This window comes from Streptomyces sp. NPDC002588, from assembly GCF_040295925.1.
In the GTDB taxonomy this organism is placed as follows: domain Bacteria; phylum Actinomycetota; class Actinomycetes; order Streptomycetales; family Streptomycetaceae; genus Streptomyces.
The window spans coordinates 55,789-79,396 of sequence record NZ_JBEOWF010000039.1 but is presented as its reverse complement, the minus strand read 5'-3'; the positions used below and the strand labels follow the sequence as shown (position 1 = coordinate 79,396).

General features: G+C 71.4%; 25 protein-coding genes. 12 read left to right on the top strand and 13 right to left on the bottom strand.

What is annotated here, in order from left to right:
- Nucleotides 1–152: 152 nt before the first annotated feature.
- The 4 genes from ABT057_RS35685 to ABT057_RS35670 are packed head-to-tail and all read right to left on the bottom strand — an operon-like array spanning nt 153 to nt 3,542.
- The gene (locus tag ABT057_RS35685) at nt 153–1,127 is read right to left on the bottom strand and encodes an ABC-2 membrane transporter-related protein (RefSeq protein WP_352348026.1); all 975 of its coding nucleotides are present in this window, start codon (nt 1,125–1,127) and stop codon (nt 153–155) included.
- Entirely contained in the window at nt 1,124–2,164 is a 1,041-nt protein-coding gene (locus ABT057_RS35680) for an ABC-2 membrane transporter-related protein (protein ID WP_352348025.1), read from the bottom strand. Before ABT057_RS35680 ends, ABT057_RS35685 begins: the two co-directional genes overlap by 4 nt.
- Entirely contained in the window at nt 2,161–3,081 is a 921-nt protein-coding gene (locus ABT057_RS35675) for an ABC transporter ATP-binding protein (RefSeq protein ID WP_352348024.1), read from the bottom strand. The genes ABT057_RS35680 and ABT057_RS35675 overlap by 4 nt, the downstream gene beginning before the upstream one ends.
- Entirely contained in the window at nt 3,078–3,542 is a 465-nt protein-coding gene (locus ABT057_RS35670; protein ID WP_352348023.1) for a GntR family transcriptional regulator, read from the bottom strand. The genes ABT057_RS35675 and ABT057_RS35670 overlap by 4 nt, the downstream gene beginning before the upstream one ends.
- 122 nt (nt 3,543–3,664) lie before the next feature.
- Between ABT057_RS35670 and ABT057_RS35665 the strand changes: the two genes are divergently transcribed.
- The 6 genes from ABT057_RS35665 to ABT057_RS35640 all read left to right on the top strand — a co-directional run bounded on the left by ABT057_RS35665 (nt 3,665) and on the right by ABT057_RS35640 (nt 8,593).
- Nucleotides 3,665–4,207: an RNA polymerase sigma factor gene (locus tag ABT057_RS35665; protein WP_352348022.1), complete on the top strand. Its 543-nt coding sequence runs from the start codon at nt 3,665–3,667 to the stop codon at nt 4,205–4,207.
- 38 nt (nt 4,208–4,245) lie between these two features.
- Nucleotides 4,246–4,425 carry a hypothetical protein gene (locus ABT057_RS35660; protein ID WP_352348021.1) on the top strand — a complete coding sequence of 60 codons (180 nt, stop codon included), beginning with the start codon at nt 4,246–4,248 and terminating at the stop codon, nt 4,423–4,425.
- A complete protein-coding gene (locus ABT057_RS35655) occupies nt 4,422–5,264 on the top strand; it encodes an anti-sigma factor family protein (RefSeq protein ID WP_352348020.1) in 843 nt (280 codons plus the stop codon). The genes ABT057_RS35660 and ABT057_RS35655 overlap by 4 nt, the downstream gene beginning before the upstream one ends.
- A gap of 94 nt (nt 5,265–5,358) precedes the next feature.
- Complete coding sequence (locus tag ABT057_RS35650; RefSeq protein WP_352348019.1) at nt 5,359–6,240, top strand: ABC transporter ATP-binding protein; 882 nt, start codon at nt 5,359–5,361, stop codon at nt 6,238–6,240.
- A complete protein-coding gene (locus ABT057_RS35645) occupies nt 6,237–7,877 on the top strand; it encodes an ABC transporter permease (protein ID WP_352348018.1) in 1,641 nt (546 codons plus the stop codon). Before ABT057_RS35650 ends, ABT057_RS35645 begins: the two co-directional genes overlap by 4 nt.
- 47 nt (nt 7,878–7,924) lie before the next feature.
- Complete coding sequence (locus ABT057_RS35640; RefSeq protein ID WP_352348017.1) at nt 7,925–8,593, top strand: ABC transporter; 669 nt, start codon at nt 7,925–7,927, stop codon at nt 8,591–8,593.
- Between the two features lie 89 nt (nt 8,594–8,682).
- Here ABT057_RS35640 and mshD read toward each other — a convergent pair whose 3' ends face one another.
- Nucleotides 8,683–9,609, bottom strand: a complete 927-nt coding sequence (gene mshD / locus ABT057_RS35635; RefSeq protein ID WP_352348016.1) for a mycothiol synthase — start codon at nt 9,607–9,609, stop codon at nt 8,683–8,685.
- Nucleotides 9,610–9,788: 179 nt separating this feature from the next.
- Here mshD and ABT057_RS35630 point away from each other — a divergent pair, with 179 nt between their 5' ends.
- From ABT057_RS35630 to ABT057_RS35615, 4 genes are all read left to right on the top strand, one after another.
- On the top strand, nt 9,789–11,600 hold the full coding sequence (locus ABT057_RS35630; RefSeq protein WP_352348015.1) for a bifunctional metallophosphatase/5'-nucleotidase: 1,812 nt from the start codon (nt 9,789–9,791) through the stop codon (nt 11,598–11,600).
- A 240-nt stretch (nt 11,601–11,840) separates the two neighbouring features.
- The gene (locus ABT057_RS35625) at nt 11,841–11,963 is read left to right on the top strand and encodes a hypothetical protein (RefSeq protein WP_352348014.1); all 123 of its coding nucleotides are present in this window, start codon (nt 11,841–11,843) and stop codon (nt 11,961–11,963) included.
- A 65-nt stretch (nt 11,964–12,028) separates the two neighbouring features.
- A complete protein-coding gene (locus ABT057_RS35620) occupies nt 12,029–12,154 on the top strand; it encodes a hypothetical protein (RefSeq protein ID WP_352348013.1) in 126 nt (41 codons plus the stop codon).
- 82 nt (nt 12,155–12,236) lie between these two features.
- Complete coding sequence (locus ABT057_RS35615) at nt 12,237–14,006, top strand: ABC transporter ATP-binding protein (RefSeq protein ID WP_352348012.1); 1,770 nt, start codon at nt 12,237–12,239, stop codon at nt 14,004–14,006.
- A 9-nt stretch (nt 14,007–14,015) separates the two neighbouring features.
- Here ABT057_RS35615 and ABT057_RS35610 read toward each other — a convergent pair whose 3' ends face one another.
- Together ABT057_RS35610 and ABT057_RS35605 are read right to left on the bottom strand one after the other, a co-directional pair.
- Nucleotides 14,016–14,762: a response regulator transcription factor gene (locus ABT057_RS35610; protein WP_352348011.1), complete on the bottom strand. Its 747-nt coding sequence runs from the start codon at nt 14,760–14,762 to the stop codon at nt 14,016–14,018.
- 75 nt (nt 14,763–14,837) lie between these two features.
- The gene (locus tag ABT057_RS35605) at nt 14,838–16,868 is read right to left on the bottom strand and encodes a pectinesterase family protein (protein WP_352348055.1); all 2,031 of its coding nucleotides are present in this window, start codon (nt 16,866–16,868) and stop codon (nt 14,838–14,840) included.
- Nucleotides 16,869–17,043: 175 nt separating this feature from the next.
- Here ABT057_RS35605 and ABT057_RS35600 point away from each other — a divergent pair, with 175 nt between their 5' ends.
- Together ABT057_RS35600 and ABT057_RS35595 are read left to right on the top strand one after the other, a co-directional pair.
- A complete protein-coding gene (locus ABT057_RS35600; RefSeq protein ID WP_352348010.1) occupies nt 17,044–17,331 on the top strand; it encodes a hypothetical protein in 288 nt (95 codons plus the stop codon).
- Nucleotides 17,328–17,726 carry a PIN domain-containing protein gene (locus tag ABT057_RS35595; RefSeq protein ID WP_352348009.1) on the top strand — a complete coding sequence of 133 codons (399 nt, stop codon included), beginning with the start codon at nt 17,328–17,330 and terminating at the stop codon, nt 17,724–17,726. The genes ABT057_RS35600 and ABT057_RS35595 overlap by 4 nt, the downstream gene beginning before the upstream one ends.
- Before the next feature lie 12 nt (nt 17,727–17,738).
- Here the strand turns inward: ABT057_RS35595 and ABT057_RS35590 are convergent, their stop codons facing one another.
- From ABT057_RS35590 to ABT057_RS35565, 6 genes are all read right to left on the bottom strand, one after another.
- Nucleotides 17,739–19,208, bottom strand: a complete 1,470-nt coding sequence (locus ABT057_RS35590) for a HAMP domain-containing sensor histidine kinase (protein ID WP_352348008.1) — start codon at nt 19,206–19,208, stop codon at nt 17,739–17,741.
- Nucleotides 19,205–19,942 carry a response regulator transcription factor gene (locus ABT057_RS35585; protein ID WP_352348007.1) on the bottom strand — a complete coding sequence of 246 codons (738 nt, stop codon included), beginning with the start codon at nt 19,940–19,942 and terminating at the stop codon, nt 19,205–19,207. The genes ABT057_RS35590 and ABT057_RS35585 overlap by 4 nt, the downstream gene beginning before the upstream one ends.
- 110 nt (nt 19,943–20,052) lie before the next feature.
- A complete protein-coding gene (locus tag ABT057_RS35580; RefSeq protein WP_352348006.1) occupies nt 20,053–20,262 on the bottom strand; it encodes a hypothetical protein in 210 nt (69 codons plus the stop codon).
- Nucleotides 20,263–20,291: 29 nt separating this feature from the next.
- Nucleotides 20,292–21,440, bottom strand: a complete 1,149-nt coding sequence (locus ABT057_RS35575) for a S1C family serine protease (RefSeq protein ID WP_352348005.1) — start codon at nt 21,438–21,440, stop codon at nt 20,292–20,294.
- A 121-nt stretch (nt 21,441–21,561) separates the two neighbouring features.
- Nucleotides 21,562–22,584, bottom strand: a complete 1,023-nt coding sequence (locus ABT057_RS35570) for a LacI family DNA-binding transcriptional regulator (RefSeq protein WP_352348004.1) — start codon at nt 22,582–22,584, stop codon at nt 21,562–21,564.
- A 117-nt stretch (nt 22,585–22,701) separates the two neighbouring features.
- Nucleotides 22,702–23,481, bottom strand: coding sequence for a response regulator transcription factor (locus tag ABT057_RS35565; protein ID WP_352348003.1), 780 nt, complete (start codon nt 23,479–23,481; stop codon nt 22,702–22,704).
- Between the last annotated feature and the right edge of the window lie 127 nt (nt 23,482–23,608).

The following is a 23,608-nucleotide window of genomic DNA, read 5'->3' as shown; positions in this document are numbered from 1 at the left end:
CGCCGAGCCTCGCAAGGTCGTCTGAACCGGTGGTTACGGAGACATGGCGTGCGGGAAATCGGGGAGCGGCTCGCCGGGGTCGGTGCGCCGGCGGAGCGTGTACGTCCTCTCCCCCTCCGAAAGGACGTACACGCGCGTACCCGCCGTTCCCCTCAGGCCGTACGGCGGCGCAGCAGCCAGTAGGCCGCGAGGGCGGCGAGGGCGGCGACGGCGAGGACGACGCCGGTCTCCACGAGATGGATCGGCCGGTAGTGGGACTCGGGGTGGTAGGTGACGTAGAAGCGCGAGACGCCGAGGTCGTCCAGACAGGCCCGCATCCTGGCCCTCGGGCCGTCGCAGCCGAAGGCGTCGAAGTACGGGACGCGACGGCCGTGGACGACGGCGCCGCTCTCCGTCTCCCACGCGGTGAACGGACGGTCGACGTCCTCCGACCGCGAGGTGGCGGTCACGGTCGGCCAGAGCGAGCCGCGGTACCGCGCCAGCGCGAAGCCGAGCAGCCCCGTCGCGGTGACGGAGACGGCGAGCGCCGGCAGCGCGCGGCGCACCAGGAGCGCGGCCAGCGCGCCGACGGCGAGCGCGCACAGGGCGTACGCCGCGACGGCGGGACCGCGGGAGACGAACGCGTCGCCGGACCAGGGGTCGTACATCGGGTCGCGGTCGTCGCGCGCCGCCCAGCGGTACACGAGCACCAGGACGGTGGCTCCGGCGGTGACGGCGAGCGCGGGTACGGCGAGCTTGGCGGTGAGCCAGCGGGCCGGGGTGACGCCCTGGGTCCAGGCGAGGTGCGCGGTGCCGTTCTCCAGTTCGCGGCCGATCAGCGCGCCGCCCGCGAAGGCGGCCACGGCGAGGAAGGCGTGCGAGATCAGCCAGCCGGTCCAGCCGATGCCCGCCTCGTAGCCGGGCATGCCGGCCATCGTCGGGTCGCACCAGTCCTGACTCGCCCCGCAGGCGTCGAGTGCTTTGCGCTCCTCCTTCGCGGTGACCTCGGCGAGCCACACCAGGCGGGCGCAGAGGACGACCACGGAGAGCCCCCAGACGACGAGGGCGATCCGGTGCAGGCGCAGGACGGTACGCGCCGTGCGCGGCGCCGCGAAGATGTCGGACCCCGCGCCTGCCACCTTTGTCATACGGCGTTCTCCCCGCCGCCCCGCGGACGGTCGCCCCGCGAGTCGCCGGGCCGGGTCGCCGTCGACCGCCTGAGCAGGGTGAACGCGGCCACGGTGAGTGCGGCGGCGACGGCCAGGACGAGGGCGGTAGTGGTCAGCTGGAGGGGCCAGTAGTGGGACTCGGGGTGGTAGGTGTCGTAGAAGCCGGTGGCGTCGAGCCTGGCGTACATCGCGGTGCAGACCTCAGGCCTCGGGGAGAGGCAGCCGGGGTCGGCGACATGGCCGCCGCCGGAGGTGACCAGGCCGCTGCTGATCTCGAGTCCGGCCCCGTCGGGGCCGGTGCTGAGGCCGGTGACCTTGGTGACGCCCGGCCACAGATGCGGCATGGCCTGGTCCGCCGCCACCCGCACGGCGGCGGCGATGCCGAGTGCGACGCCCAGCGCGGGCAGGGTCCGGCGCAGCAGCAGGCCCGCGACGGCGCCGCCGGCCAGGCCGGCCAGGGCGAAGGCGACCGTCGTGGGGCCGTTGGTGTGCAGGGTCACGTTGTCGTACCAGGACTTGGCGGTGTCGATACGGCCCTTGCTCGCCGCCCACATCAGGTGGTGCAGCGTGACCAGCACGCCGGTGCCCGCGGCGACGGCGGCGGCGGGAACGGCGAGTTTGGTGGCCAGCCAGCGGGTCGGGCTGATGCCCTGGGTCCAGGCGAGGTGCGCGGTGCCGTTCTCCAGGTCGCGGCCGAACAGGGCGGCGCCCGCCCAGGCGGCGACCAGGAAGGGGAGTGCGGTCAGGGCGGACGTCAGGTAGTTGTAGACGCTCTTGTAGCGGACGATCGCGTTCTGGTCGTAGGTGCAGGGGTCGGTGTCCGCGCAGTCGGCCCGGTACTGCCGCCAGGCCTCGGCCGACGCGTCGGTCAGCGGGCCCCACAGCCACACCAGGCCGACGGCGAGGACGGCCACCAGGCCCAGCCATATGTAGAGGGCGGGGCGGTGCAGGCGCAGGAGCCAGCGGGGGCCCGGAGGGCGGGCGGGCGCCGGGGCGACGAGGGTCAGGGCGGTCATGCGGCGGCCTCCTCGCGGTGAGCCGGGGTGAGGGAGGCGGCCTGCGGGTTGCGCAGATAGGAGAGGACGAGTTCCTCCAGGGAGGGCGGCGCGGTGCGCCAGCCGTCGGGGAGGCGGCCGGCCGGTCGGATCAGCGCGGTGAGCTGGCGACCGGTGACGCGGGACTCGACCACGGTGTGGGGAGAGAGGTCCGCCGGGGTGCCGGCCGGCTCCGACGGCTCGGACGGCTCGGTCGTGACGCTCACGCGCGCGTGGGCGGCGATCAGGTCCTCGATCTCCCCGGCCAGGCGGACCTGGCCGCCGCCGACCAGCAACAGGTGGTCGCAGGAGTCCTCCAGCTCGGCGACCACGTGCGAGGACATGGCGATCGTGGTCCCGTGCTGCGCAGCCTGGGACATCAGGGTGCCCATCAGCTCGTGCCGGGCGAGCGGGTCGAGATCGGCCATCGGCTCGTCGAGGAGCAGCAGTTCGGGCCGTTTGCCGAGGGCGAGCGCGAGGGCGACACGGGTGCGCTGGCCGCCGGAGAGCGCGCGGATCTTCCGCTTGGGGTCCAGTTCGCCCGCCGAGACGATCCGTTCTGCGGTCGCGGCGTCCCAGCGGCCCGGGTTGAGATCGGCCCCCACCCGCAGTGTCTCGGCGATGCTGAGCTGCGGGAACAGCGGCTTGTCCTGGGCGACGTAGCCGACACGCGAGCGGGCGGACGCCGGGTCGGTACCGAGGACGGTGACCGTGCCCTCGGTGGGCGCCAGCAGCCCGGCGGCCAGGAAGAGGAGCGTGGACTTGCCCGCTCCGTTGGGCCCTACGACGGCACAGACGCGGCCGGCGGGCAGCTGGAACGTACAGTCCCGCAACGCCCAGCCCCCGCGTCGGCCGAAACGCTTGCCGAGCGCGGTTGCCGCCATGGCGGTGTCGGTCATGAGGGATCTCCCTGAAGGTGCGCGTGATCCGGGTGAGCGGGGTCGTGTGCGGAGTGGTGACCGGAGGCCCGGCCGGGGTTCGTGCCGGGCGCGAAGTGCTCCTCCAGTACGGCGGTGAAGAGCGCGCCCACGTCGTCCCGGTCCAGGCCGGCCTGCCGGGCCCGCACGGCCCAGGCGTCCAGCTCGGTGCGCAGGGGCGAGTCGGCCGGGGCGGTGCTCAGCCCGCGCCGCACGAACGTGCCGAGCCCGCGCCGCGCCTCCACCAGCCCGTCCCGCTCCAGCTCGCGGTACGCCTTCAGCACGGTGTTCGGGTTGATGGCGGTCGCCTCGACGACCTCGCGGGCGGTGGGCAGCTTGTCGCCGGGCCGCAACACACCCAGGCGCAGGGCCTGTTTGGTCTGCTGCACGATCTGGACGTAGGTGGCCACGCCGCTGTGCCGGTCGATGCGGTATTCGACCACTGGGACAACCACCCTTTCACTAATTGAGTAGTGAAAGGGTGGTGGGAGGCGGCGCGCAAAGTCAAGAAAAATTCGTGCGGCGAACCGTGAACCGATCGACGGGGTCGTTCCGATGAGGGGATGTGAGCGAAACGAGAAGCGACGGGGAGCTGCTGCGGGCCATCGCGGCAGACGCGGACCGTCACGCCTTCGAGGAGCTGTACCGGCGGTACGCCCCGTGGCTGACCGCGCGCATGCGCGGCCGCTGCACCGACGCCGGGATAGTCGACGACGTCGTACAGGAGACGTTCCTCGCGGTGTGGCGGGGCAGCGCCCGTTACCGCGAGGAGGGCGATGTGGCCGGCTGGTTGTGGCGGATCGCCGCGCGGCGGCTGGTGGACGCCCTGCGTGGCGACGGCGCGCGCGGCCGGCTGCGCCAGACCCTGGCGCGTCTGCGCCACCGCGACGAGGTCTCGGCCGAGGAGCGCGTGCTCGCGGGGGTGGAGCACGGGGACCTCGCGGGTGCCCTGACCCGTCTCTCGCCGGAGCTGCGGGCCGTCCTGCAGGCGACCGTCATCGACGGGCTCACCACCCGGGAGGCGGCCGTCCTGCTCGGCATCCCGCCCGGCACGGTCAAGACGCGGGCGCAGCGAGCCCGCAAGCAACTGCGGGAGGCGCTGGCATGAAGCGGTCCGGGGACGAACGACGCGTCCCGCGGGAGTGCGTGAGACGCACTCGCCGCACCGGTGACACCGGCCTGCGCTGGTACGCGCAGGCCGAGGCGGCGGCCACGGAAGGGGAGCGCGCGATGTGGCACAGGGCAGAACGCCCCGCGCCGTACGAAGCGGTGCGGAACGCCCGCCCGGGCACGGGCATCGACCAGCAGAAGGAGGCACGGGCATGACGTGGCATGTGGCCGAGGACGACCTGCGCGCCTACGCCCACGGCGAGTTGGCGCCGCCTCTGATGTGGTCCGCCGACACGCACCTCACGGCGTGCGCGGAGTGCCGGGCCCGCCTCGCGCGGAGCACCGACCCGGTCGCCCTGGACGCCGGCTGGGAGCGGCTGGACGCCGAGCTGGACGTGCCGCGGCCGAGCCTCACCGAGCGGCTGTTGGTGCGGATCGGTGTGACCGACCACACCGCGCGGCTGCTGACGGCCACCCCGGTGCTGCGCCGCTCCTGGCTGCTGTCGGTGCTGTTCCTGCTGGTCATGACGGTGCTGGCGGTTCGGCTGGCGGACCAGCCCACGCTGTTCCTCGGACTCGCCCCGCTGCTCCCGCTGGCCGGGGTGGCCCTGTCCTACGGCCCGGCCCTCGACCCGACGTACGAGATGGCCGTGGTCGCCCCGCTGCACGGCTTCCGGCTGCTGATGATCCGTACGGTCGCGGTGCTCACCGCGGGCCTGGCGTGCAACGGCCTGGCCACCCTCGCCCTGCCCGGCTACGGCCTGATGGCCCTGGCCTGGCTGCTGCCCGCCCTCGCCCTCACCACGACCGGGCTCGCGCTCGCCGCCCGGCTGGGCCCCGTCCTCGCTCCCGCCCTGGTCGGCGGCGCATGGCTGACCGTGCTCGTGGTGGCCGCGTCCGACTCCTCGGCCAACAGCACGCTGGCCCCCTTCACCGCGGTCGGCCAGTCCGCCGCGGCGGGGGTGGCCCTCCTCGCCGCCCTGCTGCTCTACCAGAGCCGGGACCGCTTCGACACCCGCCCGCTGGGCGGCTTCCATGGCGGGGACGGGGCGTGACCCGACAGCCGTCCCCACTCGCATCCCCGCCCTCACCGCCCGCTCGCGCCCCCCGCGGCCGTCGGCGCACTCTCCGGAGCCACAGGAGCCCCGCATGACCATCGACCCGATCGCCGAACCCACCACCGTACGGGCCACCGACCTGTCCCTTCGCTACGGCGGGACCCGCGCCCTCGACGGCGTCTCGCTGCGGCTGACCCGGGGTGTCACCGGTCTGCTCGGTCCCAACGGGGCGGGCAAGACCACCCTGCTGCGGGTGCTGGCCACGGCCGTCCCGGCCGACGGCGGCGAGTTCACGGCCCTCGGCCACGACCCCTCCTCCACCGCCGGCCGCCTCGCCCTGCGCCGCACGCTCGGCTACCTGCCGCAGACCCCCGGCTTCCACCCGGACTTCACCGCCTTCGAGTTCGTGGACTACGTGGCGATCCTCAAGGAGATGACCGACCGCACCGCCCGTAACCGCGAGGTCCGGCGCGTCCTGGACGCCGTCGACCTGTCGGACGTGCGCGGCAAGCGCCTCAAGCGGCTCTCCGGCGGGATGCGGCAGCGCGTCGCCCTGGCCGCCGCCCTCGTCGGCGACCCGGGTTTCCTGGTCCTGGACGAGCCGACGGTCGGACTCGACCCCGAACAGCGCATGCGGTTCCGCGAGCTGATCGCCCAGGCGGGCGAGGGGCGCACGGTCCTGCTGTCCACCCACCAGACGGAGGACGTGGCGATGCTCTGCCACCGTGTCGTCGTCCTGGCCCGCGGCCGGATCCGTTTCGAGGGCACCCCCGCCGAGCTGACCGCCCGCGCGGCCGGCCGGGTCTGGAGCAGCGCGGAACGCGACGCGGACGCCCTGGCCGGCTGGCGCACCGGCCTCGGCACCTTCCGCAACATCGGCGACCCGCCCGCGGGCGCCGACCTCCTCGAACCCACCCTGGAGGACGGCTACCTGCTCGCCCTGGACGGCGAGAGCGCGGAGGTGACGGCATGACCCGCACCCCGGCCGGCACGGCCACTCCGGAAACCCCGGACACCCCACACGCCTCGGAAGCCCCGGACACCCCGGAAACCCAGGACACCCAGGACACCCAGGACACCCCGGTCAGGGAAGACACCGCCGCCGCGGAGGGCCCGTCGGTCCGCCGCTTCGGCGCCGTCCTCGCCCTCGCCCGCTTCGAGGCCCGCGAACTGCTGTTCACGATCCAGATCCTGTTCTTCTTCTGCCTCGAGGCCGGGCTCGTCGTCCTGAAGCTGCTCTCCACGGACGGCATGGACGACTACCCCGTCCTCAACACGGTCGACCGGGGTACCCAGACGGCACCGGTGCTGTTCGCCATCGCCGTCCTCGTCTGCACCAACGCGGCGGCACTGCGCTCGCGGAAGAACGGCACGGACCAACTGTTCGACGTGACGGCCATGGAGCCCTGGCGACGCACCGCCGCCCACGTCCTCTCCGTCGTCCCGTACGCGGCGCTCGCGGCGGTGATGGTGGCCGTCGAACACCTGTGGGCGGCGCTGAAGCCCGGCGCGATCGGCCACGGCTCGATCGGCGAACTGGCCGTCGGCCCGCTGACGGTCCTGCTGGCCGGTGTCACGGGAGTGCTGCTGGCCCGGCTCCTGCCCTACGCCTTCGCTCCCATACTGTTCGTCATCGCCTTCTACGTGGTCATGACCGCCGCCGCCGCGGCCGGTGCCGGGGGCACGGGATGGGGCTGGCTCTCCCCGATCGTCTTCGACGAGGACGGGGGCGGCGACCCGGCCCCCTCCTATCTGCTCGGCCGCCCCGCCGCCTGGCACGCGGTGTACCTGCTGGGCCTGGTCGCCCTCGTGATCTGCGCGGCCCTGCTGTTCTCCGGCGGTCGCACCCGCGCCGTCAAGGCGGCGGCCGCCCTCGCCCTCGCCACCACCGCGGCCGGTGCGATCGGACAGCTGCCGCACGACACGGCGGCCCTGGAGGCGGCCCGGAAGACGGCTTCCAGGACCCCCGAGAAGGTGCAGTCCTGCACGGAGTACGGCGGCTCGAAGTACTGCTCGTTCCCCGAGTGGAGCGGCGTGCGGCGGGAGTGGTCCGGGGTCGTCGACCGGGTCCAGTCCCTGGCGGGCGGCACGGCCGCGACCATGCCGTTGACGGTGCGTCAGCGCATCGACGTCGTCGACGGCGTGGAGACGGACACCTACGTCGAACCCGTCAGCACCCCCGGCCAGGTCACCGTCGGCACCCGCTGGGGCGGCAACCGCGTCCCGGAGTTCGCGGTCGGCGTCGCCTCGGTCCTCGTGGCGGGCAAGGAGGACGTGGCGCTCGACGACCTGTGCCGCGACGCCCGCATGGTGACGATCATGTGGCTGGTGCTGGGCGCCGACCCGACCCCGACGGACACCTTCCAGAACGTACGGCTGAACGACAGCACCGCAGGCGCCGACCTGGTCCTGGACCCGACGAACCCGCTCGAAATGTCCGCCGCTCAGACGACGGTCGTCCGGGAACTCCTCAACCGCCCGCGCGCCGAGGTGACCGCCCGGGTCAAGGAGCACTGGACGGAGCTGACGTCCTCCGCCACCACGCCGGCCCAGGCTGCGCGGCTCCTCGGCGTCAAGGCACCGAAGGAGGCGGCGACATGCGACGAGTAGTGACGGACCCGGAAGCGGAAGCCGGGGAGACGGGAGGAAGGCGAACGATGAGAGTCCTGTTCGGCTCACTGGTGCGGCCGGTGTGGCGCACGCTGCCCCGGCGGGCGCTGGCCACCGCCGGCGGACTGGGCCTGCTGCTCGCGGGCAGCACCCGCCTCCCGGGCAGAGCGCCCGACGAGGAGCTGGGTCTGCTGGTCCTGCGTTTCGTCGCTTTCGCCGGCGCGCTCGGTCTGGCCTTCCTCCTGGACGACCCCGCCCGCAACACCAGCTCGGTCACGCCGGTCGGCCGCTCGGCACGCGCCGCCCTGCGGCTGGCCCTCACCGCCCCGCTCGCCGCCGTGTGGTGGTTGACGGCGGTCCTTCTCCTCCCGCCCGCCACCCGTCCGCAACCGGGCCGGCCCACCCTGGAGTTCGCGGCGATGGCCGCCCTCGCCCTCGCCCTGGCCACGGTCGCCGTCCGCTTCACGGACAGCGCGGAGGTGGGCAGGAGCTCGGCGCTCTGGCTGGGCACCGCGGCAGCCCTGGCCATCCTGACCCCGAACCGCTGGGGCCTGCTGGCCACACCGACCGACCCGTGGTGGCAGGAGACGCAGCTGAGATGGGCGGCGGTCCTGGCAGTGACCCTGACGGTCTGCGTGGCATGGACCCCGGAACCCCTGCGACGCCGGTCACGCACTTCCAGCCTGTCCGGGGGCACCGCCTCCGGGGGAGTCTGAGGAGAGGCCCGTTCAGGGCCGAAGCGGGGGTCCGGGGGCGGCGGCCCCGAGGGACGGCCGCCTCGACGACCGGTCACCCGACACGAACCTCATGTCTCCGTGCGGTACATCAGGTCCGTCTCATGGGTGACGAAGCCGAGCCGCTCGTACACCGACACCGCCGCCTTGTTGTCGGCGTCCACGTACAGCATCGCGGTGGGCAGGCCCTGCCCCGCGAGATGCCGGAGGCCGATCGTGGTGAGGGACTTGCCGAGGCCGCCCCCCTGGACGCCGGGGGCCACGCCGAGGACGTAGACCTCGCCGAGCTGTTCCTCGGCGTGGACCTTGGTCCAGTGGAAGCCGATGAGCTGCTCCCCGCGGAAGGCGAGGAAGAAGCCGGCGGGGTCGAACCAGGGCTCGGCCTTGCGGTCGTCGAGGTCGCGCTGCGCCAGGGAACCCTGCTCGGGGTGGTGGGCGAAGGCGGCGGCGTTGACGGCCAGCCAGGCGGCGTCGTCCTGGCCGGGGACGAAGGCGCGGACGGTGACGCCCTCGGGCAGCACCGGTTCGGGCAGCTCGAGGTCGGTCAAGGACCGCCGCATCTGGCGCAGTTCGCGGAACAGGGTGAGGCCCAGGACCTGGGCGAGGTGGCGGGCGGCGGAGTGGCCGCCGTGGGCCCACACCCGCAGCCGCTTGCCGGACACGGCGAGCAGGGCGGAGCCGAGGGCGCGGCCGTGTCCGTGGCCTCGGTGGGAGGGGTGGACGACCAGTTCGGCGGCGGGCGCCTCGACGGGGTCGGTGTCCTCCAGCTGGGCGTAGCCGACGAGTTCCCCGTCGACGGTGAGGACCAGGTGGGAGACGCCCTCCCGGGCGCCGCCGCGCAGTTGGAGCCGGCCTTGTTCGGACACCGCCTGCTGACCGTCCGTCCGGGCGGCCTCCGCGAGCAGGTCGAGGACGGCATCGGTCTGTTCGGGGGAGAGCGATGAGAGGGTCTCGAGGGATCGGGAGCCGTGGGGCCGTGCGATGTCGTCGCTGGTCATGCGTACGAGGGTAAGGGTCGGGTGCCGCAAAGTGGGGGCAAAGCGGAGGGTAAAGGGAAACCAGGATGTAACCGTGAACCCCCTGTCGCGCTACGCGCGTTGACCTTAGGCTGCACGCCGGACGGAAGCCACCTACGTCAGCCGACAGCCACTCATCTCAGCCGATTCCAGGGGGGCGCATGCCAGCCACATCCCAGCCGTATCCGAGCCGCAGACGTCGTACGTACCGACTGGTCGCGGCCGCCGCCACGCTCGCCACCGCGGGCGCGCTGGCCGCCGCCCTCCCGGCGGACGCGCACGACGGGCGGCACGGAAAGCCGCTGCCGAGCCGTTACCAGGACGTGCAGCTGCTGTCCTTCAACGATCTGCACGGCAACCTCGAGCCGCCGTCCGGTTCGTCCGGCCGGGTCACCGAGCTGCAGGCGGACGGTACGACGAAGACGATCGACGCGGGTGGGGTCGAGTACCTCGCGACCCATCTGCGGGAGGCCCGCAAGGGCAACAAGTACTCGATCACCGCGGCCGGCGGTGACATGGTCGGTGCCTCTCCGCTGATCTCGGGCCTGTTCCACGACGAGCCCACCATCGAGGCGCTGAACAAGCTGGACCTGGACGTGACCTCCGTCGGCAACCACGAGTTCGACGAGGGCGCGAAGGAACTGGCCCGGCTGCAGAACGGCGGCTGTCACCCGACGGCCGGCTGCTACACGGACAAGAAGTTCAAGGGCGCCGACTTCCCCTACCTGGCGGCGAACGTCCTGGACGAGAAGACCGGCAAGCCGATCCTCAAGCCGTACTACGTCTGGAAGAAGAAGGACGTCAAGATCGGCTTCATCGGGGTGACGCTGGAGGACACCCCGGGTGTCGTCTCCGCCGAGGGCGTCAAGGGCCTGAAGTTCAAGGACGAGGTCGAGACGATCAACAAGTACGCCAAGGAGCTGCAGAAGCAGGGCGTGAAGTCGATCGTGGCGCTGATCCACGAGGGTGGTCTGCCGGCCTCGGGCGCCTACAACTACAACTGCGACTCCCCGGGCGCGGGCGGCGGCATCTCCGGTCCGATCGTCGACATCGCGAAGAACATCTCCCCGTCGGTGGACGCCCTCGTCACCGGTCACACGCACGCCGCGTACGTGTGCACCATCCCGGACCCGGCGGGCAACCCGCGCATGGTCACCTCGGCCGCGTCCTTCGGCCGGCTCTACACGGACACCACGCTGACGTACGACCGCTTCACCGGTGACATCGCGCGGACGGCCGTGAAGTCGCCGCAGTCGGTGAACCACGTGGTCACGCGGACCGTCGCCAAGGCGCCCGACATGACCGAGCTGATCGGCAAGTGGAACACGCTGGCCGCCCCCGTCGGCAACCGTGCCATCGGCCACATCTCGGCCGACATCCCCAACACGGGCACCGAGTCCCCGATGGGTGACCTGATCGCGGACGCGCAACTGGCGTACGGCAAGGGCCTCGACGCCGGGACCGACCTCGCGCTGATGAACCCGGGCGGTGTCCGGGCCGGCCTCACCTACGCGGCCAAGGGCGACGAGGGTGACGGTGTGGTCACGTACGCCGAGGGCTTCACCGTGCAGCCGTTCTCCAACACCGTGAACCTGCAGGACTTCACCGGCGCCCAGCTGATCCAGGTGCTCAAGGAGCAGGTGAGCGGGTCCAACGCGAGCGCGCCGAAGATCCTCCAGCCGTCCGCGAACCTGACGTACACCCTGGACCTGACGAAGACCGGCGCCGACCGGGTCGTCACCGACTCCGTCAGGGTGAACGGCGCGGCCGTCGACCCGGCCGCCACCTACCGCATCGCGACGAACAGCTTCCTCGCGGGCGGCGGCGACGGCTTCACCACCCTGGGCCAGGGCACGAACGACCTGGTCGGCACCGACGACCTCGCCGCACTGGAGCAGTACCTGACGGCCAACTCCTCGGCCGCGAACCCGATCGCCCCGCCGGTGGCGAACCGGATCACGATCGTGCAGTAGCCCACGACACCGCGTCACAGCGAGGCCGCCGCGTCACCGACGCGGCGGCCTTCGTCGTATTTAAAACCTGTGTGAGTCCCCGATTGGTTCCCCTATCCGTCTGAAAACTTGTCTCAGCCGTAATTCATCGAGGTCTAAGCGGAATCGGCTTTTTCTTCTTCCGGTGTCCCGTAATGTTTTCCATGTCAGCAGCGAACGACGCGAAAGCGAAGAGCGCGAACATCTCGAACGGAGAACACCATGAGCTTCCACAAGATCGCCCCCGTCAAGAAGGCCCCCAAGCACGCTCCGAAGCCGGTCGCCAAGAAGAAGGCCGCCCCGAAGCCCGCTCCCAAGCGCCGCCCGGTGTCCCATAAGGACTGACGCGTAATTCACAGCAGCACATAACCAACACCTAACCAGCACCCATAAACAGAAAGGCAATTCCCATGAGCTTCCGTAAGATCGCGCCGGTCGCCAAGAAGAACTGCAAGTCCGCCCCGAAGCCCGCCGCCAAGAAGAAGGCCGCACCGAAGGCCGCCCCGAAGCGCCGCCCGGTCGCGCACAAGGGCTGAGGGAACGCCACGAGGCGGGGCCACCGGATCCACCGGCGGCCCCGCCTCGGCCATGTACCGGTACCGGAAGGAGTCGTCGACGATGAGGGAAGCCCGTGAGGCCTTCCGCCGTTTCTGGCCGCTGACCCGCGGCGACCGGAGGTGGATGCTGGCGATCGTGGCCTGCGTGGTGGTGTCCGCGCTGGCCGAGACCGCCTCGATCCTGCTGTTCGCCCAGCTCACCGACAACGCCCTGAAGGCCGGCTCGCTCGCCGCCTTCTGGGGCCCCGCCGGCGCCTGGCTGGCCGTGGCCGCGCTGGGCGCGCTCGTCGGCTATCTGGGCAACTCGCTGGCGACCTGGACGGCGGAACGTTTCGTCCTGCGGCTGCGCGCGAGAGCGTTCGCCCATGTCCAGGACCTGCCACCGCACTTCTTCCAGCGGCACCGCCGCGGCGACCTGGTGGAACGCCTCACCGGAGACGTGGAAGCGATCGAACAGCTGGTCGTGTCAGGCGTGGTGGGCACCATCTCGGCAGCCTTCTCGGCGGTCTTCTACGCGGCCGCCGCCCTGTACCTCCGCTGGGACCTGGCCCTCGCCACCTTCCTCCTCGCGCCCCTCTTCCTCCTCGCCGCCCGCCGCTTCTCCGGCCGGATCAAGCAGGCCTCGCAGGACGAACGGGTCGCCGACGGCGCGATCACCTCCGTCGTCGAGGAAGCCCTCGGCAACGTCGTCCTGACGCAGGCGTACAACCGCCGCCGCGACGAGGAAAGGCGCCTGGACCGGGAGGCGCGGGCCTGGATGCGGGCGAGTGTGCGGGGGGCGCGGCTGAGCGAGATGTACGAGCAGTTCGTCGAGGTGGTGGAGACCCTCTGCGTCCTCGCGGTGATCGGCCTGGGCGTCTGGGAGATCTCGGCGGGCCGGATGACCCTCGGCTCACTGCTCGCCTTCGCCGCCTTCATCGGTTACCTCTACCCCCCGGTCCGCAGCCTCGGCCAGCTCGGCCTGACGGTCACCGCGGCCACGGCGGGCGCGGACCGCATCGCCGAGATCCTGGACGCGCAGCCGGCGGTCCGGGACCCCGCGCGCCCGGTCCCGGGCTGGCCGGTCCGGGGCTGGGTCGGCTTCCACGGCGTCACCTTCACCTACCCCGAGGCCCCCCGCCCCTCCCTCCAGAACGTCACCTTCACCGCGGGACCCGGCGAACTGGTCCTGGTCACGGGCGCGAGCGGAGCCGGCAAGTCCACCCTCTCCAAACTCCTCACCCGCTTCTACGACCCCGGCGCGGGCACGATCAGCCTGGACGGCGTCCCCCTCACCGACGTACCGCTGGAGTTCCTCCGCGAGAACGTCGCGCTGCTCCCGCAGCAGACGCTCGTCCTGAACGGCACGATCCGGGAGAACATCGCGTGCGGCCGCCCCGGCGCGTCGGACACGGAGATCGAGCAGGCGGCCCGCGCCGCCGCGGCCCATGACTTCGTCACCGCCCTCCCCGAGGGCTACGACACCCCCGTCGCCCCCGGCACGGCCGCCCTCTCCGGCGGTCAGCTCCAGCGCATCGCCATCGCCCGCGCGATGCTCCGCGCGGCCCCGGTGCTCGTCCTCGACGAACCCACCGCCGGCCTCGACTCGGTGGCCGCCCGGCAGATCGTGCAGCCGCTGCGCCGCCTGATGTCCGGCCGCACGACGATCATGATCACTCACGATCTCAGCCTCGCCCGCGACGCGGACCGGATCCTCGTGGTCGACGGGGGCCGGCTGGTGGACGCCGGCACCCACGACGAACTGATGGGCCGCTGCCCCGCCTACATCCGGCTGACCGAGCCCTGGGCACCGAGCCGCCCGGCGGAGGACACCCTGGTGTTGAGGCTGTGACCGGCCGGGTCAGTTCCTCCGCAGCATGTATCCCAGCCCACGGACCGTCTGGATGAGGCGCGGACCGCCCTGGATCTCCAGTTTCCGGCGCAGGTACATCACATAGACGTCGAGGGTGTTGGAGGACGGTTCGAAGTCGAAGCCCCAGACGTCGCGGAGGATCTGGCCGCGGCTGAGGGCCTTGGCCGGGTGGCGCAGGAGGTACTCCAGGAGGGCGTACTCGGTGCGGGTGAGGTCCAGTAGGCGGCCGGCCCGGGTGACCGTGCGGCCGACCGGGTCCATGGCGACGTCGTGGAAGGTGAGCAGGCCGGGGGCGGCCGGCCCGGCGGGCGGGGGAGTGCGGCGGGTGGCACGACGGAGCAGGGCCCGCACCCGGGCGAGGAGTTCCTCCACGGCGAACGGTTTCATCAGGTAGTCGTCGGCGCCGTTGTCGAGGGCGACGATGCGGTCGCCGACGGCGTCCCGGCCGGTGATCATGAGGATCGGGACCGTGCTGCCGGAGGCCCGGATGCGGCGGGTCGCGGCCAGACCGTCCAGGCCGGGCATGGTGACGTCCATGAGGACCAGGTCGGGGGCGCTGTCGAGGAGAGCCAGGGCGAGGCGGCCGTCATCGGCGAGGACGGTCTCGTAGCCCTCGAACCGCAGCAGCCTGCCGACGCTCTCCCGGATGTCCACGTCGTCGTCGGCGAGCAGGATCCGCCCCGCCGCCCCCGCCCCGGTCCCCGTCACCCGTTCACTCACCAGTTCATTCACCATCCCCTCACGGTGGGGCGGGGGGCTGTGGCCAGGCTGGCACAGGGGTGTGGGTGGGCTGGGATCAGGATGCCGGGATCACCCCGCCGAGGGCGTCCAGTCGCCCAGCCAGTCCGCGACCTCCTGGTCCGCGGCCTGGGCGGCGGTCAGCTGGGGCCGGTTCGCGCTCGCGGCGCCCGCGCCCGCCCCGGTGTTCTGGTACTCGGCGAAACGGTCGTCCTTCCAGGAGAAGCCGCCCATGTCCGACCAGGGGGTCGACTTGACCGCCGCGCCGAGGGTGGAGTTGCGGACGGTGGTCTGCGGGTCGACGGTCGTGTCCCCGCCCGGGTGCCAGTTGCGGCCGAGGAAGAAGGAGGCCGCGGACACGTCACCGCCGATCGAGGAGCGGTTGATGAGGATGCCCCTGCGGCCGGCGGGGGTGCTGGGGGCGGTCACATAGCCCGCCGAGGTTCCGTTCCACCGCTTCTTCAGCGTGATGACGGACTTGTCGACGACGACCGTCGCCCGCCCGAAGACGAAGTCGACGTTGCCGGCGACGTAGGAGTTGGCGATGTAGACCCGGCCGAGCTTGTCCTTGGCGGCGGTCTCCAGCTCCAGGGTGTCCTGGTCGCCGTTCACGATCACCCCGTCGAGGACGATCCGGTCGGCCTGCGTCAGCAGCGCGACCGCCTGGTTCGCGATGTCCTGGTGCTTCGACTCGTCGAAGTCGTTGGTGACGGTGAGGTTGCGGACCTGGGAGTCGTCCGACTGGACGGAGAGGGTGGCGCTGCCAGGGGTGCCGTAGGTCCCCGACCCGTCGGGCTTGGTCATCCCGGCCGCGTTGCCGTACACGATCGTCGTGTCCTTGCGGCTGCCGCCAGAGCCCTGGATGGTGACGTGCGGCTTGTTCGCGGGCACCTTCACGACCTCGCGATACGTCCCGGGCTTCACGGAGATGACGACCCTGGAGGGGTTGTTCGCCGGTACGGCGTCCACGGCGGCCTGGACGGTCCTGTACTGGCCGCTGCCGTCGGCGGCGACGGTGAGCGTCGTGGCGGCCGCCTTGGTCGTCGCGGTCGTCGTGGTCGTCGCGGTCGTGCCCAGGGAACTGCGGGGCCCCACGCCCGACCTGAGGAGAGCGGGGACATCGGCCGTCTTGTCCAGCGTGTAGGAGTAGTACGTCTTCGGGTCCCAGGCGGCGCCGGTACCCCCGCTCTCGTTCTTGCCGGTCGTACCGGAGAAGACGTTCCCGCGCTGGACGAGGGTCGCGGTGCTGTCCCTGACGACCGGGTTGGTGAGGCCCTGGAAGTAGGAGTTCTCCAGCAGCATGTTGGTCCTGCCGCGCGAGTAGTTCCCGTACGACGACTTGATGTCCGTCCCGGCCACGTCCTCCAGGAAGTTGTTGTAGAGGTGCGCGTGGGCGACGTTGTCCGTGGAGGGGTTGCGCTGCTCGGTCTCGCGGATCCAGTTGTGGTGGATGGTGATGTCGGCGGTGACGTTGTCGGTCCAGCCGATGCCGAAGGCCTTGTTCTCCTGGCTGAGCTTGTTCCAGGAGACGGTCAGGTAGGTGGTGTCCTTGCGGCTGTCTATCAGCCCGTCGGCCATGTGCCGGATGTCGTTGTGGTCGATCCACACATGGTGGGCGCCGTCCATCTGGATGCCGTCGTAGTCGTGCTCCTTGTCGTTCCAGACGCCCTGGTACGCGTCCCGGATGGTGAGGTTCCGGATGATCACGTTGTGGACGCCCTGGCCGAGGAAGAAGCCGCCGCCGACGATCTGCCCGCTGGTACCGGACCCGATGATGGTCTTGTTCGACTGGACCTTGATCTCCTTCCCGACCGGGTCCATGTCGATGGCGGCCGCGACGACGATGACGTACGGCTCGCTCGCGGTCGCGTACTTCTCCAGATCGGCGAGGGTCTTCACGGTGACGGTCCTGCCGTCCCGGCCGCCGTACGTCCCGTTCTGCCCGAGCGCGTCGACGGAGGCGAAGCCGTCGGCCGTGGCGGTGGCCCAGGCGGGGGCGGCGGTCGCGGCGGAGGCCCGCGACTGGCCGTCGGTACCAGGCAGACCGCCGTAGGCGAGGACGCCGGCGGCGCCGAGAGCGAGGGGGATGCCGATCGCGGCCATCTTGCGGTGCCTGCGGTGGCGGGGGGTCCGCGTGGTCAAGGGGGACTCCGATCCGGTCAGTTGTGGGCTGAGGGCGATCGGTAGTCGTTGCCGGGGGCGGGAAGGTTGCCACGATCGGGCGAAGTGGTCCGGAAAGGCCCGATGCGGTGCGCTGTGGTATGGCTATGGTGACGCCATGGCAGATCACACGACCATCCAGGTGTCCCGGGCGGCCCGGGACCATCTCGCGCAGGTGGCCAAGGACCGCGGGATGACCCTGGGGCAGCTCGTCGAGGAACTCGCTGCTCAGCAGCTCACGGCGGGGCAGATCACGGAGCGGTTGATGGCCGACCGGCAGGTCGCGAGAGAGGTGATCGGCGTGGACATCACCGACGAGGAGTTCGAGCGGGCGCCCGATGTGCTCGGCAACATCAAACGCATCGCCGCCGAGAAGGCACGTCTCGCGCGGGGCGCCGCCGGGTGATCATTCTGGACACCGGCGCCACCCGTGCCCTCGCCGAGGGGCACAGGACGCTCAACCTCCTCGCCGGCAACATGGCCCGCACCCCGGGTGACCTCCTGCGGATTCCCGCTCTCTGTCTCCTGCGGACGGAGTCGGAGGACGCGGGTGCCGCGCAGCGAGTGCTCTCGTACTCCTCGATCGTCGTCGACCCCCTCGACACGATCTCCTCGGTCACCGTCGGCACCATGATCCGGGACGGCTACGGCGGGGCCGACATCTGCCACGCCCTGTACTGCGCGCTGCCACGCGCCGAGTTCACCGGGATGTCGATCCTGCTGACGACTCGAGAGGACGCCTACCCGCCGGGTGTGGCCACCGTCGACATCGACTCCCCCGGAATGCTCGGCTTCCACTGATCCGCCGCCCCGCTACGGCGCCTCCGGCGTCTCCGGCGGAGGCGTCGGCGCTCCCGGGAGCCGGACCGTCGCCACCGTGCCGCCGCCGTGGGCGCGGGCCAGGGTGACATCACCGCCGGACTGTTCGACCGTGCGGGCCACGATGGAGAGGCCGAGGCCCGAGCCGGGGAGGGCGCGGGCGCTGGGGGAGCGCCAGAAGCGGTCGAAGACGTGGGGGAGTTCGCTCTCGGGGATGCCGGGGCCGTGGTCGCGGACCGTCAGCACACCGCTGGTGAGCTGGACGTCGATCGTGCCGCCCTCGGGGCTGAACTTCACCGCGTTGTCGAGGATGTTGACCACCGCGCGCTCCAGCGCCGCCGGTTCCGCGCGGGTGTACCAGGGCTCGATGGACGCGTTGATCGTCAGCTCCGGGCCGCGCAGCCGGGCCCTGCGCAGGGCCGACTCGACGGTGTCCTCCAGGGAGACGACCTGGACGCGTTCGCCGCGCTGGCCCTCCGAGCGGGACAGCTCCTGGAGGTCGCCGATGAGCGACGCCAGCTCCGTCATCTGCGCCTTCACCGACGCGAGCAGCGCCTTGCGGTCGGCGGCGGGGATCGGGCGGCCGGTCTCCTCGCTGCGGGTGAGGAGCTCGATGTTCGTGCGCAGCGAGGTCAGGGGCGTACGCAGCTCATGTCCGGCGTCCGCGATCAGCTGCTGCTGGAGCTCGCGGGAGTTGGCGAGGGACCCGGTCATCGAGTTGAAGGAGCGGGAGAGCCGGGCGACTTCGTCGTCGGCGTCGTCCTCGACGGGGATGCGGATGCTCAGGTCTTCGGTGCGGGCGACGTGCTCGACGGCCTCGGTGAGCTTGTCGACGGGGCGGAGGCCTGCTCGAGCCACGGCGAGGCCTGCGGCTCCGGCTCCGAGCACTCCGACACCCGAGACGAGGAGCAGGATCAGGGCGAGTTCGTTGAGGGTGGACTGGGTGCCTTTGAGGGGGACCGCGACGGTGAGGGCTGCCTCCGTGAACAACTGGGGCCCGGAGCCCATGCCCTGAGAGACGTACAAGGGCGTGGTCAGCACCCGTACGGCGTTGCCGTCCGCATCGGTGCCGTTGCGCAGGATCCCCTTTCTGCTGCTCACGTTCTTGACCACGTTCTTGTCGGAGTCCGTCGTCTTGATGCGGCCCATGGAGTTCGAGGAGACGCAGGCCTTGCCATTCGCCTGCACCAGCTGGAGGTAGACCTCGTCCCGGATCCGGAAGTCGCCGAAGGTGTCCACGGGGGTCTGAGGGCAGTCGCTGAGGGTGGCTGCGACCGCCTGGGCCTGCTGAGGCCTCGCCGCCTTCTCGAGGTCCTCGTCCAGTTGGTCGTACAGCTTCCCCTGCACGATGAACCAACAGGTCACCGACACCGCCGCCACCGCGAACGCCACAGCGGCGGCGACCAGCATCGAGAGGCGGGCCCGAATCGGGAGGGTCCTGAACCGCCGGAGCAGCTTCTTCACTCCGCGCCGCCCTGTCGCAGCACATACCCCACGCCCCGCACGGTGTGCACGAGGCGCGGCTCGCCGGCCGCCTCGGTCTTGCGGCGGAGGTACATCACGTACACGTCCAGGGAGTTGGAGGACGGCTCGAAGTCGAAGCCCCAGACCGCCTTCAGGATCTGCTCTCGGGTGAGGACCTGGCGGGGATGCGCCATGAACATCTCCAGCAACGTGAACTCGGTGCGGGTCAGCTCCACCGGGCGTCCGCCGCGCGTCACCTCCCGCGTGGCGAGGTCCATGCGCAGGTCGGCGAAGGTGAGGGCCTCGTCCTCCTCCACCGCGGCCGCGCCGGCCGCCGCCGCGTAGGAGCTGCGCCGCAGCAGGGCCCGTACGCGGGCGAACAGCTCGTCCAGCTCGAACGGCTTGACCAGGTAGTCGTCGGCGCCCGCGTCGAGCCCGGTGACCCGGTCGCCGACGGTGTCGCGGGCGGTGAGCATGAGGATCGGGGTCGTGTCGCCGGCCCCGCGGATGCGGCGCGCCGCCGTCAGGCCGTCCATGCGGGGCATCTGGATGTCGAGGACCACCAGGTCGGGGCGGTAGGCCGTGGCCTTCTCCAGGGCGTCGGCGCCGTCGACGGCGACCTCCGTGTCGTAGCCCTCGAAGGCGAGGCTGCGCTGGAGTGCTTCGCGGACCGCCGGCTCGTCGTCGACGATCAGGATGCGCTGGGTGTCACGGTCGCCTTCGGCGGGGCTCATGGGCTGGATCCTCGGGTGCGGTGGGAAGGGCGGGAGAGTCGGGCGGGCTGTGAAGGCTTTCAGCCTCGCATGTCTCCCGGCTGACGCGTAGAGAGGAGGGCGGGGTGAGATCAGCCGCGCATCGCCGTGAGGCGGTTCAGCGGGACCTTGCGCTGGTGCGGGCGGGTCGCGGTGGTGCGCAGCCCCATCAGCTGCGGGGCCGCCACCTCGGGTGCCCGGGTCGGGACCACCGGCGCGTGCAGCTCGTACGCCACGTCGAGGGCCAGGGCGAGGTCGGCCGCGCCGACACCGGTCACCGTGTGCGAAACCTGCTTGATCATGACGTGCTCCCTACGCGTTCGGTGGATGGTCAGCTGTCGGAACCGCCGGCCCGCAGGCTGGCCAGGTCGGACTTGACGGTGTTGATCGGGATGGCGAAGCCGAGGCCGATGCTGCCCGCGTCCGAGGAGGAGGACGCGGAGGCGGAGGAGTACATCGCGGAGTTGATGCCGACGATGTTGCCGCTCGCGTCGATCAGCGCGCCGCCGGAGTTGCCGGGGTTGAGCGAGGCGTCCGTCTGGATCGCCTTGTAGGTCGTGGTGGACGTGCCGGTGTCGCCGTTGAACTGCTGGCCGCCGAACTGGAACGGCCAGTTGCCGCTGCCGTCGCCCTGCTGCTGTTGCTGCTGCTGGCTCTCGTCGGTCGAGACGGTCACGTCCCGGTTGAGGGCGGAGACGATGCCGCTGGTCACGGTGCCGGTCAGGCCTTCGGGGGAGCCGATCGCGACGACCTCGTCGCCGACCTGGACGCCGTCGGAGTTGCCGAGGGTCGCGGGATTCAGGCCGGAGGCGTTCTCCAGCTTGATCAGCGCGAGGTCCTTCTTGCTGTCGGTGCCGACGACCTTCGCGGTGTACGTCTTGCCGTCGCTGGTCGACACCTTGATCGAGGTGGCGCCGGAGATGACGTGGTTGTTGGTGACGATCTCGCCGTCGCTGGTGATGATCACACCGGAGCCGGTGGAGGACCCGTTGCTGAGGGTGGCGCTGATCTCGACGACGCTCGGGCTGACCGCCGCGGCGATCGAGGCGACGTCACCGGTCTTGCTGGACGGCACCACACTGGTCGTGGTGGAGGAGGAGACCACCTGGTCCTTGCCGGTCAGCTCCTGGATGCCGTACGCCGTGCCGCCGCCTATGGCCGCCGCGACGATCGCCACGGCGGCGAGCAGCGCGAGGGGGCCGCGGGTGCGCTTCTTCCTGGGGGCGGGTTCGGCGGCCACCGGTGCCTCGGGGCCGGATCCGCCGCCGTGGCCGTCGCCCGCGCCGGGCGCCGTCTGCCACACCGCGGTCGGCTCGACCACCGGCTGCTGCGCGGTCTGGGCGGTCTGCGCGACCGGCTGGTACGCCGGCGGGGGCGGCCACTCCGGGTTGACGGGAGAAGAGGCCTGCTGCTGCGCGCCCTGGAAGTAGGGGTTCTCGAAGCTCTCGTACTCGCCGCTGCGGCGGATGCTCTCGGTCATGGAAGAAGCTTGTCCCTCGACCATGAGAGCTCGCTGAGTGCTCCCTGAGAAGGCCGCCAGAACCTCGTTCGCCCGATATAAAGAACGATCCGCGCGTTCGGGGCGGCCTCTCAGACAGCTTTCATGCGCAGCCGCACGACCGCCGCAGCACCAGCTGCGAAGGGAACACCTTCAGGCGCTCGCGCCGCGACCCCGTGACCCGCACCCCGTCGTCCAGCACCAGGTCCACGGCCGCCCGGGCCATCGCCGAGCGGTCGGACGCGACGGTCGTCATGGGCGGATCGGCGAGCGCGGCCTCCTTGATGTCGTCGAACCCGATGACCGCCAGCTCGCCGGGCACGTCGATGCGCAGCTCGCGGGCCGCGCGCAGCAGACCGATCGCCTGGTCGTCGGTGGAGCAGAAGACCGCCGGCGGACGCCGGGGGCCGGAGAGTAGCTCCAGAGCCACGCGATACGCGTCGTAGCGGTTGTACGGCGCCTCGAACAGCCGGCCCTCGGTGCTGACGCCGGCCTCGGCCATGGCCTGCCGCCAGCCTTCGACGTGGTCGGAGACGGGGTCGCCGACGGCGGGCGTCTCGGCGGTGCCGCCCATACAGGCGACGTACGCGTAGCCGTGCTCCAGGAGGTGACCGACGGCGAGCCGGGCGCCGCCCAGGTCGTCGGTGACGACGGCGACGTCGTCGATGGCCTCGGGCCGTTCGTGGAGCAGCACCACCCGGGCGTCCCAGGCCTCGATCTCGGCGGCGGCCAGGTCGTTCAGCGCATGGCTGACGAGGATGAGGCCGGATACGCGCATCCCGAGGAAGGCGCGCAGATAGTGCACCTCGCGCTCGGCGACGTAGTCGGTGTTGCCGACCAGGACCATCTTTCCGCGTTCGGAGGCGGCCTGCTCGACCGCGTGCGCCATCTCCCCGAAGAAGGGCTGGCGGGCGTCCGGGATGATCAGGCCTATCAGGTCCGTGCGCCGTGAGGCCATCGCCTGGGCGACCCGGTCGGGCCGGTACCCCAGCTCCTTGATCGCGGCGAGGACACGCTCGCGCGTGGCCGGGGCAACCGGCCGGGGTCCGTTGTTGATGACATAGCTGACGACGGCGGTGGAGGTCCCCGCCAGCCGCGCCACATCGTCCCTGGTCACCTTGGCCACGCGCGGAGTCTACGCGGATGGACCCAGCTCTGGGCAGGGCGTACGTCACCTTCCCTGTGCGGAGACGACGTCTCCGCACAGCGGGGATCGGGGGTGACCGACGGCTACCGGTGAGTACTAGGCCTCCGCCGCGACCTCATCGGCGTCCAGGAGGGCCGAGTTGTCTGCTTCCACCGGTTTTGCCTGCTCGGGCTTGGTCTTCGTCTCGTCCGTGGCGCGCTCGCCCTTCTCGGGCGTAACGAATCGATAACCCACGTTCCGGACGGTGCCGATCAGCGACTCGTGCTCCGGGCCGAGCTTGGCGCGCAGTCGTCGTACGTGCACGTCGACCGTGCGGGTGCCGCCGAAGTAGTCGTAACCCCAGACCTCCTGGAGGAGCTGGGCGCGGGTGAACACCCGGCCGGGGTGCTGGGCCAGGTACTTCAGCAGCTCGAACTCCTTGAAGGTGAGGTCGAGGACCCGGCCCTTCAGCTTCGCGCTGTAGGTCGCCTCGTCGACCGACAGGTCGCCGTTGCGGATCTCCATCGGGGAGTCGTCGTTGACGATCTGCTGCCGGCCCATGGCGAGGCGCAGCCGCGCTTCCACCTCGGCGGGACCGGCGGTGTCGAGAAGGACGTCGTCGATGCCCCAGTCGGCGGTGACGGCGGCGAGGCCGCCCTCGGTGACGACGAGGATGAGCGGACACCCGGGGCCCGTGGAACGCAGCAGCTGGCAGAGGCTGCGGACCTGCGGGAGGTCACGGCGTCCGTCGATGAGGATGACATCGGCACCGGGGGTGTCGACGAGGGCGGGGCCTTCCGCCGGGGCTACGCGCACGTTGTGCAGCAGCAGGCCCAGGGCTGGAAGCACCTCCGTCGACGGCTGGAGGGCATTGGTCAGGAGCAGCAGAGAACTCATACGTCTGGTTCCTCCTCGGTCCCTGCGAGGACGTCTGTGTGCGGTACGGCACCGCTCTGCGATCCCGAAGGCCCGTACACCCGCGGTCACCTGGTGTTTCCCACCCGGTTCCCGTTTCGTATACAAC

What these genes read in the sequence shown, in the direction of transcription:
- ABT057_RS35685 (WP_352348026.1), bottom strand. Translation starts at nt 1,127, where the DNA reads ATGACAAAGGTGGCAGGCGCGGGGTCCGACATCTTCGCGGCGCCGCGC.
- ABT057_RS35680 (WP_352348025.1), bottom strand. Translation starts at nt 2,164, where the DNA reads ATGACCGCCCTGACCCTCGTCGCCCCGGCGCCCGCCCGCCCTCCGGGC.
- ABT057_RS35675 (WP_352348024.1), bottom strand. Translation starts at nt 3,081, where the DNA reads ATGACCGACACCGCCATGGCGGCAACCGCGCTCGGCAAGCGTTTCGGC.
- ABT057_RS35655 (WP_352348020.1), top strand. Translation starts at nt 4,422, where the DNA reads ATGACGTGGCATGTGGCCGAGGACGACCTGCGCGCCTACGCCCACGGC.
- ABT057_RS35650 (WP_352348019.1), top strand. Translation starts at nt 5,359, where the DNA reads ATGACCATCGACCCGATCGCCGAACCCACCACCGTACGGGCCACCGAC.
- ABT057_RS35645 (WP_352348018.1), top strand. Translation starts at nt 6,237, where the DNA reads ATGACCCGCACCCCGGCCGGCACGGCCACTCCGGAAACCCCGGACACC.
- ABT057_RS35640 (WP_352348017.1), top strand. Translation starts at nt 7,925, where the DNA reads ATGAGAGTCCTGTTCGGCTCACTGGTGCGGCCGGTGTGGCGCACGCTG.
- mshD (WP_352348016.1), bottom strand. Translation starts at nt 9,609, where the DNA reads ATGACCAGCGACGACATCGCACGGCCCCACGGCTCCCGATCCCTCGAG.
- ABT057_RS35630 (WP_352348015.1), top strand. Translation starts at nt 9,789, where the DNA reads ATGCCAGCCACATCCCAGCCGTATCCGAGCCGCAGACGTCGTACGTAC.
- ABT057_RS35625 (WP_352348014.1), top strand. Translation starts at nt 11,841, where the DNA reads ATGAGCTTCCACAAGATCGCCCCCGTCAAGAAGGCCCCCAAGCACGCT.
- ABT057_RS35620 (WP_352348013.1), top strand. Translation starts at nt 12,029, where the DNA reads ATGAGCTTCCGTAAGATCGCGCCGGTCGCCAAGAAGAACTGCAAGTCC.
- ABT057_RS35615 (WP_352348012.1), top strand. Translation starts at nt 12,237, where the DNA reads ATGAGGGAAGCCCGTGAGGCCTTCCGCCGTTTCTGGCCGCTGACCCGC.
- ABT057_RS35610 (WP_352348011.1), bottom strand. Translation starts at nt 14,762, where the DNA reads ATGGTGAATGAACTGGTGAGTGAACGGGTGACGGGGACCGGGGCGGGG.
- ABT057_RS35605 (WP_352348055.1), bottom strand. Translation starts at nt 16,868, where the DNA reads ATGGCCGCGATCGGCATCCCCCTCGCTCTCGGCGCCGCCGGCGTCCTC.
- ABT057_RS35600 (WP_352348010.1), top strand. Translation starts at nt 17,044, where the DNA reads ATGGCAGATCACACGACCATCCAGGTGTCCCGGGCGGCCCGGGACCAT.
- ABT057_RS35585 (WP_352348007.1), bottom strand. Translation starts at nt 19,942, where the DNA reads ATGAGCCCCGCCGAAGGCGACCGTGACACCCAGCGCATCCTGATCGTC.
- ABT057_RS35580 (WP_352348006.1), bottom strand. Translation starts at nt 20,262, where the DNA reads ATGATCAAGCAGGTTTCGCACACGGTGACCGGTGTCGGCGCGGCCGAC.
- ABT057_RS35575 (WP_352348005.1), bottom strand. Translation starts at nt 21,440, where the DNA reads ATGACCGAGAGCATCCGCCGCAGCGGCGAGTACGAGAGCTTCGAGAAC.
- ABT057_RS35565 (WP_352348003.1), bottom strand. Translation starts at nt 23,481, where the DNA reads ATGAGTTCTCTGCTGCTCCTGACCAATGCCCTCCAGCCGTCGACGGAG.